We start from the raw sequence: 13654 nt of genomic DNA, 5'->3' as shown, positions 1-13654 counted from the left end.
CAAGACGCCCTTAGGGGCGGCTTGGTTTACGACAGCCGTGCTCCAAGAGCCGCGCCCTGAACACCTCTTGCCATCAGCCTCCATCTGTCATGACTCTGTTCGTACATGAGTTGGTACCCGCCACAATTCGCCACGTGATTTGCGATCTCGTACTCTCGCCAATCAGTCATCGTCCGGCTGTCGATCTCCGCAGGCTGTCGCTCGATCAACCACGCTACAGCATTGATGAACTGTCCATGCGAAAACACCACAATGTCCTTCGCCGGATGTACCGCAAGTCGCCTCAGAAATGCCTGTGCCCGCGATACAAACTCAAGGAATGACTCGGCTCCATCACCGTCTACAAACGTGGGATTGGCCTGGTTCCAATACTCCCGCACCCAGTCCCGCCGCTGAGCCACTGAAGTGTTTACGCACCTTGCCGGCTCCAGGTACGTGAACTCCTGAATGGGCCAAGTCTCCATGTGGACATACGGGAATGCGCTCGCCGTGAACTGAGCGGTGGCTAGAGCGCGAGAAAAGGGCGAAGTGACGATCAAGTCTGGAGCTGTGGCGAATGAAAGGGCGACTCGGCGAGCCTGATCAACGCCGTGCTTAGTGAGGGGTATGCTTTGGTGATCCTGAGTAGGAGCTCCGGCGTTTGCTGCACTTTCACCGTGTCGTATGAGCCTGACCAACTTCATCATTTGCCATATTCTCGGAGAGGCTGGGAGCGGGCCGACCTGCGCGAAAAGTCGATTCCAGTGCTGGGCGGCAGGCTAGATCCTAACATCCTCAATGCCAATGTTGGCCGGGTGCCTCAGGGACTTACAAAGAGCAAAATCATGAAACCGGCTCACGCGATCTACGGCAAAACTAGAGAGATCAAGCTCCTCATTGAGTCTTATGGATTCGTGTCGCGGGCCATCTTTGGATCGACCGCCAGAGGAACAGACGTAGATGGCAGTGACCTCGATATCTTGGCGACCATGCCCTGCCGGCATGCGAGGCAAAATCTCACTGTTCGACATCCAGCATCTCGAAGAGGCGTTGGAAGCCCGGACTGGATTAGCTGTCGATTTCAACCTAGAGAATGCCATGCCAGATCACTTGAGGCCGTCGATTGAGCGTGAAAAGGTCATGCTGTAGTTCGATGCTTCTGTAAATTGCTACGCCATGAAGAAGGCTCTCAATGACCTCAAAACGGCACCTTAGCGCTTGAAAGAGGGCTTAATGTGCCGTTTCAGGGACATTAGACAGCTGATATACATCAGAACCAAACATGAACGATCATGGAGTCAGCCGCCCCAGACGAGCGCGCATAGAGTCTCATTGTGTCAGAGAGCGTTGAGCATTCGCTCAAGAGTTTGATGTTCCCAGGTGCTGAGCAAGGCGACTGGATCTGTTCCGTACCGGTCACCTGGATCAAAGGCCCAGCGCCTGCCATCTGGGCACAGCGCTTTCTCGCAGTAGTCCAGGGTATCGCAGTCGTTGTGGAGGGTGACGTGCCACCCCTCGACGTCGACGATAAAGTGGCACGCATACACCTCATCCCAACTATGGCCACCAACTTTGCTGATTGTGCGCCGGCCAAACGTGACCTCGCGCAGCGCCTGACAAACCTCTCTCGCGGTCAGCTCTGGCAATGGGGCGCTGTCTCCAGTCATGGAAGTCATCTAAGGTACTCATGATCGAGGGCTGGTTCGTTTCTGCGCAATGCCGATGAATCCGCCAAGCAAATGCCTGCACTCGTACTTCTGCGTTGAGCAGCCAGGTGGTTTCATTCAAGCATGAAATCAGCTGATAAATCCCGAGGGCATTGGTACGAGGCCGGGCTAAATGGTTGTGGAGCAAGAGGGCAGGATTACGCAAGCGGAGCGCGCAGGCCCCAGGCCGAAGAAACGAGGATGGAAGCCCGCAGGGCCAAGATCGGCCATTTATGGCTGAGCTTGGTCTACGACAGCCGTCCCCGACAGGGGCGTTCCCGATGTCTTTATCTGATCCTGCAGGCCTTCAAGCCCAAGCCGGTAGTGTCGTATGATCCTCATACCCACCGATACCCGCTTCTACAGGAGAGCGCCCTTGAGCCTCCTTTCCCGCCTCTGGAACACCCTCTATCCCGACCGCCGATCCGAGTGGGAGAAGAAAACTGAGCGCGAGTTCATTGAGGCCATTGGCAAGATCAAGTCATTATCGGTGACTGACCGTGGCGGGGCGTCCTTCGACCTGGAAGAGATCCGCGAAAAAGTCATAGCATCTAGGGAGCAACTTAAGCAGTTCGTCCATAGACCTGCAGCGTGGCTAGATGATTGAAGCACCGGGCTAACGGAAGAGTACAAGAAGGGCCTAGGGCCCGAATGAGCACTCATCACTTGGCGGGTAATACCCAACGGCGCATGGTGCGCTACTTTTGCATCCCACCCACTAATGTCCCCCAATTCAAAGTTGCGACAGCTGCACTATGTGCCTACGGCGCCATGAGCATGCCGCCCTAGATGGACGGCATTGAACTGGCGGGCCGCTGTGGCCAACTGACATGCCGTACCGTTCGTCGTTTTTTTTTGGTTCCGGACACGCCCCTTCGAAGGGCTTGGGTCGAGAACATGGGAAAAAGCTGGCCAAAAATTCGCTTCACCATACCTTGCGGCGCTAGTTAGTCACTAGATGGGATTGAAGGGGGAAGGCACATCGTCGCTGAAAAACAAACGACGTGGAAATGTGCCGGAGCCCTGATGAGTAAAGGGGCGCGCAAAAGCAGCGGGCGCCATTGCCCCTAATTATCTATAAATTGAACTGTCAATATATAGTAAAGTTGGAGGCAGGCACTGGGACGGGATAGGGTCTTTAATTAAAGATATATTGTTAGCGGATATAATTTTATATATATTGACAGCGATGTCGCTTTGGTCGTGTCAAGGTTTTTTTTGTGATTGACGCTGGTTGTCGATGTCGATAGTGTGCCCGATTTTTTGGGGGGGCATACAAGTGAAAAACTTCAGATACAAAAAAGAGTTGATAGTAGGCCAGTCTATCAAGGTGTTGGAGTCGCTCGCAGGAGAACCTATCGAATGTGTGCGAGAGTATGTAAGAGTTCTGTTTCAAAACAATGCGCCATTAGGCACTGTGGAAACTTATACTCCATGCGTTTGTAAATATTTGGACTTTGCAGTTGAGGCAATGAAGCTTATTGAGATGTTGCCGGGGGCAGAAGACTGCAAGACGTCAATAGTCGATATTTTTTTTCAAGCAATCAGTTTTGGATGCGAATCTGAGCTGCCAATTGTACGTTTATTAGTAGAGCGGCTAGAATGGGAAGTTTTGTCCTCAAACAGCATTAGAATTCATCGTGCAGCGCTATTCTTGTTTTTTCAGCTATCTAACAAGTACTCAGCTTCTTCAGCTGGTGATTTGGGTGAGCATTACAATAATCCTAATGCTGGTGAAAAGCTGCAAGTGCTGAATAGCTATCTTCAAGAATGCTCAGTGTTTGATTACAAAAAGAGTACTTGGGGGAATCGTCGTATCAACTCCTATTTGTCCGAGTGCATAGCTGGTGGGATTGGCGTTAAGTCCATTAATAATCTGCCAGCTTATTTTTTAGGCGTCTCTTCACGCAATCTTGGAGAGTTGCAACTGTCCCTGGCTGATGTTGAGAAGCTCGTGCACAGTGCAAGAAATTTAAGAGATAAAGTATATTACGCATTGTTAGGCGCAGGCGGGGCCCGTGTGTCAGAGACATTGCAAGTGTTGAAGTGCGATATCGATGAGAAAAAGCGAAAAGTCTATATTGTCAATCCTAAAACTAGGAAGTCATTATATAAGCGGATGGGCCTCTCAATGGCACAGATAAACTCTTTAAGGTTTAAGGGGCGTGCGAATCAAGAGCTAACTCTCATAGAGCCATTTGCATCCATATTTTGGGATAGTCTTCAGAAATTTCTTAGCTCCTCTGCAATGCCCTTTTTTGACGCCCAAGGATTGTACATTGAACATGACTTTTTATTCTGTGTAAGCCGAGGGGCAACGAAAGGGATGCCACTTTGCTTGGTGGACAACTCACCTGTCTTGCGAACCCTTAAAGAGAATTTGAAGAGGGTTGGAATTCAAGCGGGTAATCAGCACGATATTCGGCATATGTATGTGTCTCATCTTTGTAATGACATTCCGACTGCAGATGGATTTGGTATTGGCGTTGAGCAGACTTCTAAGTATGTAGGGCATATCAATATCGAAAGTACGGAAGTTTATAATCACGTAACTTCAGCTGATGCACTGGCGATTGCCGAAAATTTTTATATTGAAAATGGCTACTATGACGACGTCCTGATGGGGGTGCTTGATGGACGTTAACTTCTCAGATAAGCCAGTTTTTCTCGTAAGTGATGAGAAAGTTAACAAGTGTGTGATTGAAAGCATTCCAGTTGTTAGTAAATGTTTGGACGATATATATGGGCCGATTTCTGCTGGCTACCAGAGCATAAACTCTGGTGTGAATACGAAGATGTACACCTTTAAAAAATTTTTTATGTTTTCACCTAATTCTAAGAAGCGGGTCTATGATTCTGCTTGGGTAAATGCAGTTTATGAGTACGTCTTGTTAGGTGATTTGCGTGCATCTTCAAAGTTGATAGAAGTATTATTGGGTGATGATAGTTGTGACTATTTGCATCCTACCCAGCCATCTTTAAGAAGACCCCTGTGGTTACTGTTGGTGCTTCTTTTTAAATCAGGTTGTTTGTTGCTGACCCCATTGCTCAAGGCGGCTCAGTTCAAATATGGTTCTCAAGTACTCAGGGAGTTCGGGTTTGATTACTATCCAGAGCTCATGGCCTTCACCCTGTCGGCCAGAGATAAGGAAGGGCTTCCTGCGTTCTGGGAAAGTGTTGATCGGCGTGTCCGGGAACGCGTCGCTCAATATGGCCCGCGTTTGTTCTGGATCATCGGTGCGTGCAGGCCGGAAGATTTGACTATTAGTTCATTAGTGGCTGTTCATAAAAAATATTACTATGAGGGTGAGCGGCTAACTGCAGAGCTTCCCGTGCATACAATTTTGACGTTCGTATGCGACTATTTCGGGGAGCGGGTGGGTTTTAAATATGATGAACTCTATCATGCCTTAAACGCTTTAAGGCCTGTCAAATATAAATCTGGTACCAGGGGGGAACTTACTGCGATTGACTTTTTTCCAATTATGGATAGGTCGGAATCCAGTGAAAAGCTGATTGATTATTGCCGGCTGTTAGTTCGCACACAATTTATGCCGCATAATATCATGGAGAACGACCTTCTGAGTGATACAAGCTTTATCAATCGGCCTGCTCTAATGCGGTGGGTAGCTGTTCAAAAAACATATGGTGAGTTTAAACCAGTAGAGGCTAAAAAGAATGCCTTAGGGATGGGTTTTTTAAATATATATCTATTTGTTTATCTGGAAAAATGGTTTTCTCTATTTGGTTGCGATGCGAAATGGTCGTATCCAGCATTTATTTCGCAACTCGATCTTAAGTTTGTAGCGCCATTAGATCATAAGTTGGATGCGCCGTTGCCGCTGAAGCAGTTTATTTCGAAAATGGCAGACCATGCGCCAACCGTTAAGTCTTCTGCTTTGTTGCAGTTGCGTTCGATATTTCAGTGGATGGAATCAAAGGAATATCGTGATGAGATGGGCGTGTTTCGGAATTCGCTCGACAAAGTCGATATGTTCTCTAGTCCAGGATTACCCACATCAGATAAGAGGCCATTCAAACGCTTGGAGTACAGTATTGCCATTAATTACCTTTATTGTATTTTCAAAGCCCTGGAAGTTCTCAATGAGGATTTGTTGACCAATAGTTATTCCGACATCCTATTCGGGAATTTGGAAAAAAGGGGTTTGGCGCTTGGATGGAATAATAGGTTTTTATGTGGTGGACGGTCGTATGTGGTTTCTCATTTGCCTAAGTGTTTTTTTAAGCGCTGGTTAGTGCCGCTGCAAAATGAAGGTCATAAGACTATTTTTACTCCACATCTTATAGTGCATGTGTTATGTGCGGTAGAAAGTGGCCTCAGGCATCAGTCAGTTCAGTGGTTATCATGTAACTTTGACAAGTATGTTGTCGGGCATGTAGAACTTAATAAGGCGTACTGGCTTCATGTAGTGGTAGATAAAGTTGCGAAAAAACCAATGAGAACAATTGTCAGTGGGCAGACAATTATTGCGCTGCGCTACCAGCAGAAAATTAGAGGCCTCATTGAATGTCAGGCTTTTGATAATCTCCAAAGTTATGAGGGGCGCGAGAATAACGTACGGGATGACTTTTTGCCACTTTTTTCCAAAGATATTTCATCCGGCAAGCCTCATTCTGATGCTTTTTATTCAACTGGATATCTTGATTTTTTGGTGGCTTTCCAATTTTTTCTTAGTGAGCATGGAGTTGTGGCAAAGTTTTACGAGATTAAACCCAATGGTTTTTCGTATGGCGAAACAGTATTGGCTGGTAAGGTTAAAGTTCTTAATGTGGAATCTCCTTACTGCCCAGTACGATTGGTCACAGATATGACTCCACACCATACTCGAAATAGCACCGTCAAAGTCTGGCAGCGAATCATGAGTGATAGTGCTGTAGGGCAATTCAAAACGGGGCAGGGAGTGAGAACGGTACGCTATTATGGAACCCTCATTGATGAAGATTATGACGAGATTGTCGAGCGAGTTAGTAGTGATTTATCCAAGATTTGGGAAGGACAGCGTATAGATACGGTCTTACCGTCTTCTAACCTTCAGACTGCGTTACGGTCTGACCCCATTCAAGCATTACGCGACTTCAACTGCATCACCACTACCCATACTGCTAGCGTTGAAGGTGACAACGCACTGCGTGACCTTCGAGATAAGTACGGCGATGGTATGCGACACCATCCGACGCATATCTGCACACTTGGTGACAACTGCACTCAGGAGATCATTGCAGAAGGTTTGGAAAAGCGTTGCGGCATATGCATATTTGGAGTCAAAACTCTCGATCACCTGCCAGCGATTGATGTCAAGGTATACAATCTTTCGCTTGAGGTTGAGGAGATCCATGCATACGCAGATTCTGTACCTGAAGGAAACCTTCCTTTATTGGAGGAGATTGATCGACGCCTCGAAACAGTCATCTCTGATCTTCTGGGTTGGACATGGTGCCGTGACTATCTTGTCGAGTGTTTTCGTCGTGATTCTAACGCCCGGGGTAAACTGATTTCTATTCAGCCTCAGCTCATGAGTAATCATATGCGAGAAGTGAAAATGGAAAGTTCCTCGTTGGAGCACGTTTTTGCAATGCTCTATGAAAACAGTCTGTACCCGGAACTTCAAACAGATGTGTCTAGAGCTAAATATAATTTTCTAAAAATGTGCCTGCAGGGTGGCGGTATCGATGTGTCTCAAATTTTTAAACCGGTTAGTGTTGATCCTTTGGCGGTTGTTGTTGGGCAGGTCAAATCGCTACTCAGACTAAATGGTATCTCGGTCGATGATGTCGTTCGTATGCTTTCTGTTGACAGGTATCCTAATTTTCTTAATTACGAGCCTATTATTCTGATTGATGGTGAGGAGTAGTTTTGGTATCTAACTGTTCTAAATGGCAGCAGAGCATGGTCAAGTCTCGTAAAGAGCTTGTGCTAGACACACTGGCGTCTTTGCGACGAAAAAAGAAAGAAAAATATGAGGTGACAGAACTGGCAGAGATGATCTGCGGAGTTATCCGAGTCGTGGAGCAAAGACAGTTCGATCTGGCAGGCAAGCCGTATCGGCCTATCAACAGTTCCACACTGCTCCGGCCTAAGGGGATATATCGACCGTTGATCGATGCCTTCTTGGTGGAAGGAAAAATTAGGGCAGGTGATCTTGATGCCGCGATCAAGGATCCTGTAGCAAAGCGCGCGCTACTATCTAAGTCGCTAGAAATTGCAAATCTAGAGGCTAAGCTGATTTCAGCTCATAAAAAAATCCAAAGCCTAGGGAAATCACAAGTTTCTACTGATCTGCCCCGGATGTCTGGTCAGGTATTAGTTGATGGGTTAGGTGAGGCCGCTGGAGTCCTATTCGATGCTTTGATTCATACCGGCCTGTTTAAGTTTGATGAGCGAACTGGCGATGTTTTGGTCATCGCTCGGTCAAGAAAGGTACTCATCAATGGGCGCGAAATCGCAGCCTTTTTGAATTGGCGCTTAACTCAGGGGAGCGAGAGCTAGTGAAGCGGGGAATGGCTGATACCTCAGTGCGTTTCTTGAGTCATCCTACCGCATACGGTCGTTATCCATCCAGTTTTCAACCTTTTAAGCACGTGCTCCATCAGCAGCGCTGAACGAGCAGTTCCTACTACAATTCATGTCTGAAGAATGCGCTATAGCCGGAGCCATTGGCAATACTGATAGCTGACTATTTCGATCCTTGATCGAAGCCTCACAACAGCGCTTGAGGCTTCCCACGCTGCTTGTCATCCATCCTGCGCTTTGACCACTAGAACCGCGTCAGGCTTGTTTGTTTACCACTCAGGCTACGGTGAGGTGGATGAAAATTTAGGCCACCACCAGTGGATGTGCCATTTCCATAAAGCCTACATTAGGTAATCTCGCCGCACTACGCCTGTTTGGGCGCTGGAAGTTTAAATTCACGATTCAAGATGTCCGAAACCTTAGATTGCTCGACCGTGACCTGTTTGTAGGCATGCGATACTGATTATTTGCTGACTCTCGCCAGTTCGTATAGGAGGCTACGCTTCCAGACGGCTGTAGCCTTGGATGTGAATCTTCCGGAAACGGCCTTTGTTGGTCATCTCACACCCTATAAGGTGGGGTAAGCATTTTTGCCTAGATGAGTACGGTCTCATCTGACCACTGCAGCCTACGCAGCATGCATTAACTGCATCTTCAAGAGTCAAGAATTTCGGGGCTTCGAGCAGTAGAGTGCGGCTGTTCTGTCGGATAAAGGTTCGAACCTCGCCTGGGACACCACCCTTTCTCCTGTTGACTTCTCTCGCCCATTTTCACGCCGACACCTCTGGCCTCTGCCCTTCAGTGATTCGCTCGATGGCCCTAAGTGGTCCAACCAGTTCAGTCAAGCCCAATCGGCTGCCCATCATTCGATTCGGCGGATCTACGCTGGTGCGAGGTGTCTAGATCATGCCTTTGCCCTATCGTTTTCAGGCTTGATCGCCGATGATAGGGCACTCACACGTGCCAACACTTCAAGGAAACTCCATGGCCTCGCCGAGCATTACGATCGAACGTTATTCCCCAGGCGACGAGCAGGGCATTGTCGCGCTCATCGTGCCCATTCAGCGCGAAGAGTTCGGCATTGCGATCTCGGCGGAAGATCAGCCGGATCTCATGGACATTCCGTCTTTTTACCAGGCGGGTGCTGGCGACTTCTGGGTGGCGCGTGCGCAAGGCGAAGTGATCGGCACCATCAGCATGAAAGACATCGGCAATGGCGACGTCGCCTTGCGCAAGATGTTTGTGGGGGCCGAGTGGCGTGGCCGGGAGTTTGGCGTGGCGAAGCGTTTGCTCGAATGCCTGATCGAGGCAGCGAAGGCACGCGGGGTGCGCGCGATCTATCTGGGCACGACGGCCAAATTCCTCGCGGCCCATCGTTTCTATGAAAAGCACGGATTCGAGTTGATCGACCCCGAACACCTGCCGTCCAGTTTTCCTCTCATGAAGGTCGATACCCGCTTTTACACCCTCGCGCTTTGATTCACCTCTCGGTGCGGTAGAAAGACTTCGGCAACCGATCCGGCACCGCGTGCAGGTGGAGGGCGTAGGCGATACCGATGCTCAAAAAAAAGCCACGGGGTTTGCGCCCCGTGGCTTCGCGTTCACTGCATCATCGATGCGGCGAGATCACAGCGCCATGTCGTTTGCAGGCTTGCTTTCCAGCGGCTTGGTCGAACCGGTGTCGTTGGAGATGCTGGTGCCAACGCTCTGGTCGATGACCGGCGGTTTTTCCAGTTGCAGGACTTCAGCGGTGTAGTTCCACTCCTGCTGAACAGCGGCCGGCGAGTCGTTCAGCTTGGTGCCGTAGCTCGGGATGATCTGGTGGATTTTGGCTTGCCACTCAGGGGTCGCGACCTTGTCCTTGAAGACCTTTTCCAGCACGTTCAGCATGATCGGCGCAGCGGTTGAAGCACCTGGCGATGCGCCCAGCAGTGCAGCGATGCTGCCGTCCTGAGAAGAAACGACTTCGGTGCCCAGTTTCAGCACGCCGCCTTTCTCGGCATCACGTTTGATGATCTGTACACGCTGACCGGCTTGCCACAGGCGCCAGTCTTCTTTCTTGGCGTGCGGGAAGTATTCCTGCAACGCTTTGAAGCGGTCGTCGTCAGACAGCATCAACTGACCGGCGAGGTACTCGACCAGCGGGTACTGCTCGATGCCTACTTTGGTCATTGGCCAGAAGTTGTGGGTGGTCATGCTGCTGAACAGGTCCAGGTACGAACCTTCTTTCAGGAACTTGGTGGAGAAGGTGGCGAATGGGCCAAACAGAATCACGCGCTTGCCGTCCAGCACGCGGGTGTCCAGGTGCGGAACCGACATGGGTGGCGCGCCGGTGGACGCGATGCCGTAGGCTTTGGCCATGTGTTGCAGGGCAACGTCCTGGTTATCGGTGACCAGGAACGAACCACCGACCGGGAAGCCCGCGTAGTCACGGCCTTCCGGAATGCCGGATTTCTGCAGCAGTTTCAGCGCGCCGCCGCCTGCACCGATGAACAGGAACTTGGCGTCGGTGCCGCTGGTGGTGCCGTCTTTCAGGTTCTTGTACGAGACGTGCCAGCTGCCGTCTTCGTTACGGGTGATGTCCTCGACCTCGGTGGAGAGCTTCAGGTTGAAGTTCGGGCGGGTCTGCAGGGCGCTCACGTATTGACGAGTGACTTCACCCCAGTTGACGTCGGTGCCGATTGGCGTCCAGGTGGTGGCCAGCTTCTGGTTAGGGTCGCGGCCTTCCATCATCAGCGGGACCCACTTGGCGATCTGCGCGTGGTCCTCGGAGAACTGCATCGGGCGGAACAGCGGGCTCGCTTGCAGGGCTTCGTAACGTTTTTTCAGGAATTTGATGTTGTCATCACCCCACACGAAGCTCATGTGCGGCGTGGTGTTGATGAACGAGTGCGGGTTCTTCAGCACGTCGCTGCGAACCTGCCAGGCCAGGAACTGACGGGTGACCTGAAACGCTTCGTTGATCTCGATGGCTTTGGAGATGTTGACTTTGCCGTCTTTGTCTTCCGGCGTGTAGTTCAGCTCGGCCAGGCCCGAGTGGCCGGTACCGGCGTTGTTCCAGCCGTTGGAGCTTTCTTCGGCGACGCCGTCCAGACGCTCGATCATTTCCATCGACCAGCCCGGCTCCAGTTCATTCAGCCAGACACCCAGGGTCGAACTCATGATGCCGCCGCCGATCAGCAGCACGTCCACTTTTTTGCTTTCAGCAGCGTGTGCCTGGAGCATCCCCAAAGAAATTGCCAGGCCCAGCAGCGCCTTGCTCGTCGTTTTGATCATTGCACGCATCCAGTTGATAGAACGTTATCCGCCTGCCGCTTGGTCGAGGCGATACCCGAGGCTTCACGTCTGCTCCGACGTATGAGAAGGCCCGGTGTCGCGCCCGGCGGGCGAGGGTAGGGTTCAAGGTCGATGGAAACGGACCTTGAGTTCTGTGTCCCTCCGCGCTGGCTTCTTGTTAGATCATTGGATTCAGCAGCTTGAGTAAACAACAAATATCCCGCAGGACTCGGTCATCAGGTCCAAGTGATCTGCGAGGGGCGGCGATTGTACCTGAAATGTTATTTACGACAAAACATGTGCCAATTTAGTCAATACGCCAATGTGTCACAGGTGGCAAACAGATGGCTTGCCCGGGTTGGATTGCCGACCGCGTTGTGGGAGCCGGCTTGCTGGCGAAGGCGTTTGAACATTCACATCTATCTGTGTGGGTTGAGTGAACGCATTCGCCAGCAAGCCGGCTCCCACGGCCTTCGGCCAGAAGCCAGGCCGAGCGCCTCAACTAAAGGGTGAACTTGCCCACCATCGAATTGAACGACACCGCCAGTCGCGACAGTTCCTGGCTCGATGCGCTGGTCTGATTGGCGCCCGCAGCGGTCTGCGCCGAGAGGTCCTGAATGTTGACCAGGTTACGGTCCACTTCACGGGCCACTTGCGCCTGTTCCTCGGCCGCGCTGGCGATCACCAGGTTGCGTTCGTTGATCTGGCTGACGCCCTCGCTGATGCGCTCCAGCGCAAGCCCCGCCTCGGTGGCCAGGCTCTGGGTGTTGACGGCAATCGCCTGGCTCTTGCCCATGGCCTGCACGGCTTCGTCGGCGCCCTTGCGCACCAGGGTGATCATCGATTCGATTTCACCGGTCGATGCCTGAGTGCGCGCGGCCAGAGCACGAACTTCGTCAGCCACCACCGCAAAACCACGGCCTTGCTCACCCGCGCGGGCAGCTTCGATGGCAGCGTTGAGCGCCAACAGGTTGGTTTGTTCGGCGATGCCGCGAATCACGTCCAGCACTTTGGTGATGTCGCGAATCTGCCCCGCCAGTGCTTCGACGCGCTGGGTCGAGTCGTTGATTTCCACGGTCATGGTGTTCATCGCCGCGACAGCCTGTTGCACCTGTTGTTGCCCTTTCTGTGCGTCATTGGCGGTCTGGGTCGAGACTTGCGAAGCGCTGGCGGCGTTGCGCGCCACTTCCTCGACCGCTGCGGTCATCTCGTTGACGGCGGTCGCGGCCTGCTGGATTTCGTCGTTCTGGCGCTGCAAGCCACGGCTGCTGTCGTCGGTCACGGCGGTCAGCTCTTCGGCGGCGGAGGCCAATTGGTCTGAGGCGTTGGCAATCTGCTGCACGGTGTTCTTCAGATTGCCCTGCATGTTCGACAGGGCTTTGAGCAGTTGACCGGTTTCATCCTCGCCGCCCGCCGCGATGGCCTGAGTCAAGTCACCGCTGGCCACCCGTGCGGCGCTGTCCACCGAGAGATAGATGGGGCGGGTGATCATTCGGGTCACGATCAATCCCAGTGCGATGGCGCAGATCACCGCGATCAGCGAACCGACGATCAGTATCCACGTGACCTGCTGATCCGTTTCGATACCTGCTTGCGCGGATTCGCGAGCCTGACGGGCGTTGGATTCGATGATGATCTTCAGCTCGCCCATGGTTTTGCGGTAGGTCGGGGTGACACTGCTGGCGGCCAGTTTGCTGGCCTGTTCGAGATCGCCGCTCTGAATGACGGCGAAGGTGTTCTGCGCAGCCGAGACGTAGGCTGCCCAATCCCGTTCGAAATCATCGCCCGCCGCTTTTTCGTCTGCTTCCAGCGGCGTATTGCGATAGGCCTTGAAATCGGTGTCTGCCTGGGCCTGGTTTTCCTTGAACGACTGAATGACCGCGTTGATTTCTTCCGGGCTGGCCTTGATGGCGCTCAGGCCGATGACTTTGAAAAAGTCGCGGTTGGTGGCGATCACGTTGGCTTTGACCGAGTCGACTTTGGTGATCGAAAACATGTTGTTTTCAACCGTGTCTTGAAACAGGTCGTACAGACGCGAAATACCAGCCTGGCCTAATACACCGACCACGACCGTGATCAGCGCACACAGACAAAAAGCGGACAACAGTTTGGTCTTGAGTTTCAGATGGGAGAGCCAGGACATGGGCAGTACTCGGGCAGG

Annotated in this window: 10 protein-coding genes; 6 read left to right on the top strand and 4 right to left on the bottom strand. The window is 51.6% G+C overall.

What is annotated here, in order from left to right:
• Positions 1–26: 26 nt before the first annotated feature.
• Positions 27–683, bottom strand: coding sequence for a histidine phosphatase family protein (locus ACI5GA_RS06865; RefSeq protein WP_421425448.1), 657 nt, complete (start codon positions 681–683; stop codon positions 27–29).
• Positions 684–824: 141 nt separating this feature from the next.
• Between ACI5GA_RS06865 and ACI5GA_RS06860 the strand changes: the two genes are divergently transcribed.
• Positions 825–1106, top strand: coding sequence for a nucleotidyltransferase domain-containing protein (locus ACI5GA_RS06860; RefSeq protein ID WP_421422313.1), 282 nt, complete (start codon positions 825–827; stop codon positions 1104–1106).
• 210 nt (positions 1107–1316) lie between these two features.
• Here ACI5GA_RS06860 and ACI5GA_RS06855 read toward each other — a convergent pair whose 3' ends face one another.
• Positions 1317–1655 (bottom strand): DUF7693 family protein, encoded by a 339-nt coding sequence (locus tag ACI5GA_RS06855; protein WP_421422312.1) that lies wholly within the window; start codon positions 1653–1655, stop codon positions 1317–1319.
• Between the two features lie 406 nt (positions 1656–2061).
• On the opposite strand from ACI5GA_RS06855, the gene ACI5GA_RS06850 reads away from it, so the two are divergent.
• From ACI5GA_RS06850 to ACI5GA_RS06830, 5 genes are all read left to right on the top strand, one after another.
• Positions 2062–2292, top strand: a complete 231-nt coding sequence (locus tag ACI5GA_RS06850) for a hypothetical protein (RefSeq protein ID WP_421422311.1) — start codon at positions 2062–2064, stop codon at positions 2290–2292.
• A 672-nt stretch (positions 2293–2964) separates the two neighbouring features.
• On the top strand, positions 2965–4329 hold the full coding sequence (locus ACI5GA_RS06845; RefSeq protein ID WP_421422310.1) for a tyrosine-type recombinase/integrase: 1365 nt from the start codon (positions 2965–2967) through the stop codon (positions 4327–4329).
• Positions 4319–7558: a hypothetical protein gene (locus ACI5GA_RS06840; RefSeq protein WP_421422309.1), complete on the top strand. Its 3240-nt coding sequence runs from the start codon at positions 4319–4321 to the stop codon at positions 7556–7558. Before ACI5GA_RS06845 ends, ACI5GA_RS06840 begins: the two co-directional genes overlap by 11 nt.
• Positions 7559–7593: 35 nt before the next feature.
• Positions 7594–8193 carry a hypothetical protein gene (locus ACI5GA_RS06835; protein ID WP_421422308.1) on the top strand — a complete coding sequence of 200 codons (600 nt, stop codon included), beginning with the start codon at positions 7594–7596 and terminating at the stop codon, positions 8191–8193.
• A 1008-nt stretch (positions 8194–9201) separates the two neighbouring features.
• The gene (locus ACI5GA_RS06830; protein ID WP_421422307.1) at positions 9202–9696 is read left to right on the top strand and encodes a GNAT family N-acetyltransferase; all 495 of its coding nucleotides are present in this window, start codon (positions 9202–9204) and stop codon (positions 9694–9696) included.
• A gap of 147 nt (positions 9697–9843) precedes the next feature.
• On the opposite strand, the gene mqo is transcribed toward ACI5GA_RS06830, so the two are convergent.
• On the bottom strand, positions 9844–11493 hold the full coding sequence (mqo, locus tag ACI5GA_RS06825) for a malate dehydrogenase (quinone) (RefSeq protein WP_404631325.1): 1650 nt from the start codon (positions 11491–11493) through the stop codon (positions 9844–9846).
• Between the two features lie 502 nt (positions 11494–11995).
• A complete protein-coding gene (locus ACI5GA_RS06820) occupies positions 11996–13636 on the bottom strand; it encodes a methyl-accepting chemotaxis protein (RefSeq protein WP_421422306.1) in 1641 nt (546 codons plus the stop codon).
• Between the last annotated feature and the right edge of the window lie 18 nt (positions 13637–13654).

Origin of the sequence: Pseudomonas sp. Pseu.R1 (assembly GCF_045764065.1) — a bacterium.
Taxonomy (GTDB): Bacteria; Pseudomonadota; Gammaproteobacteria; order Pseudomonadales; family Pseudomonadaceae; genus Aquipseudomonas.
The sequence above is the reverse complement of the archived record's forward strand: the minus strand, read 5'-3'. Positions and strand labels throughout refer to the sequence as shown.

What these genes read in the sequence shown, in the direction of transcription:
- ACI5GA_RS06830 (WP_421422307.1), top strand. Translation starts at nt 9,202, where the DNA reads ATGGCCTCGCCGAGCATTACGATCGAACGTTATTCCCCAGGCGACGAG.
- mqo (WP_404631325.1), bottom strand. Translation starts at nt 11,493, where the DNA reads ATGATCAAAACGACGAGCAAGGCGCTGCTGGGCCTGGCAATTTCTTTG.
- ACI5GA_RS06860 (WP_421422313.1), top strand. Translation starts at nt 825, where the DNA reads ATGAAACCGGCTCACGCGATCTACGGCAAAACTAGAGAGATCAAGCTC.
- ACI5GA_RS06835 (WP_421422308.1), top strand. Translation starts at nt 7,594, where the DNA reads ATGGTCAAGTCTCGTAAAGAGCTTGTGCTAGACACACTGGCGTCTTTG.
- ACI5GA_RS06840 (WP_421422309.1), top strand. Translation starts at nt 4,319, where the DNA reads ATGGACGTTAACTTCTCAGATAAGCCAGTTTTTCTCGTAAGTGATGAG.
- ACI5GA_RS06865 (WP_421425448.1), bottom strand. Translation starts at nt 683, where the DNA reads ATGAAGTTGGTCAGGCTCATACGACACGGTGAAAGTGCAGCAAACGCC.
- ACI5GA_RS06820 (WP_421422306.1), bottom strand. Translation starts at nt 13,636, where the DNA reads ATGTCCTGGCTCTCCCATCTGAAACTCAAGACCAAACTGTTGTCCGCT.
- ACI5GA_RS06855 (WP_421422312.1), bottom strand. Translation starts at nt 1,655, where the DNA reads ATGACTTCCATGACTGGAGACAGCGCCCCATTGCCAGAGCTGACCGCG.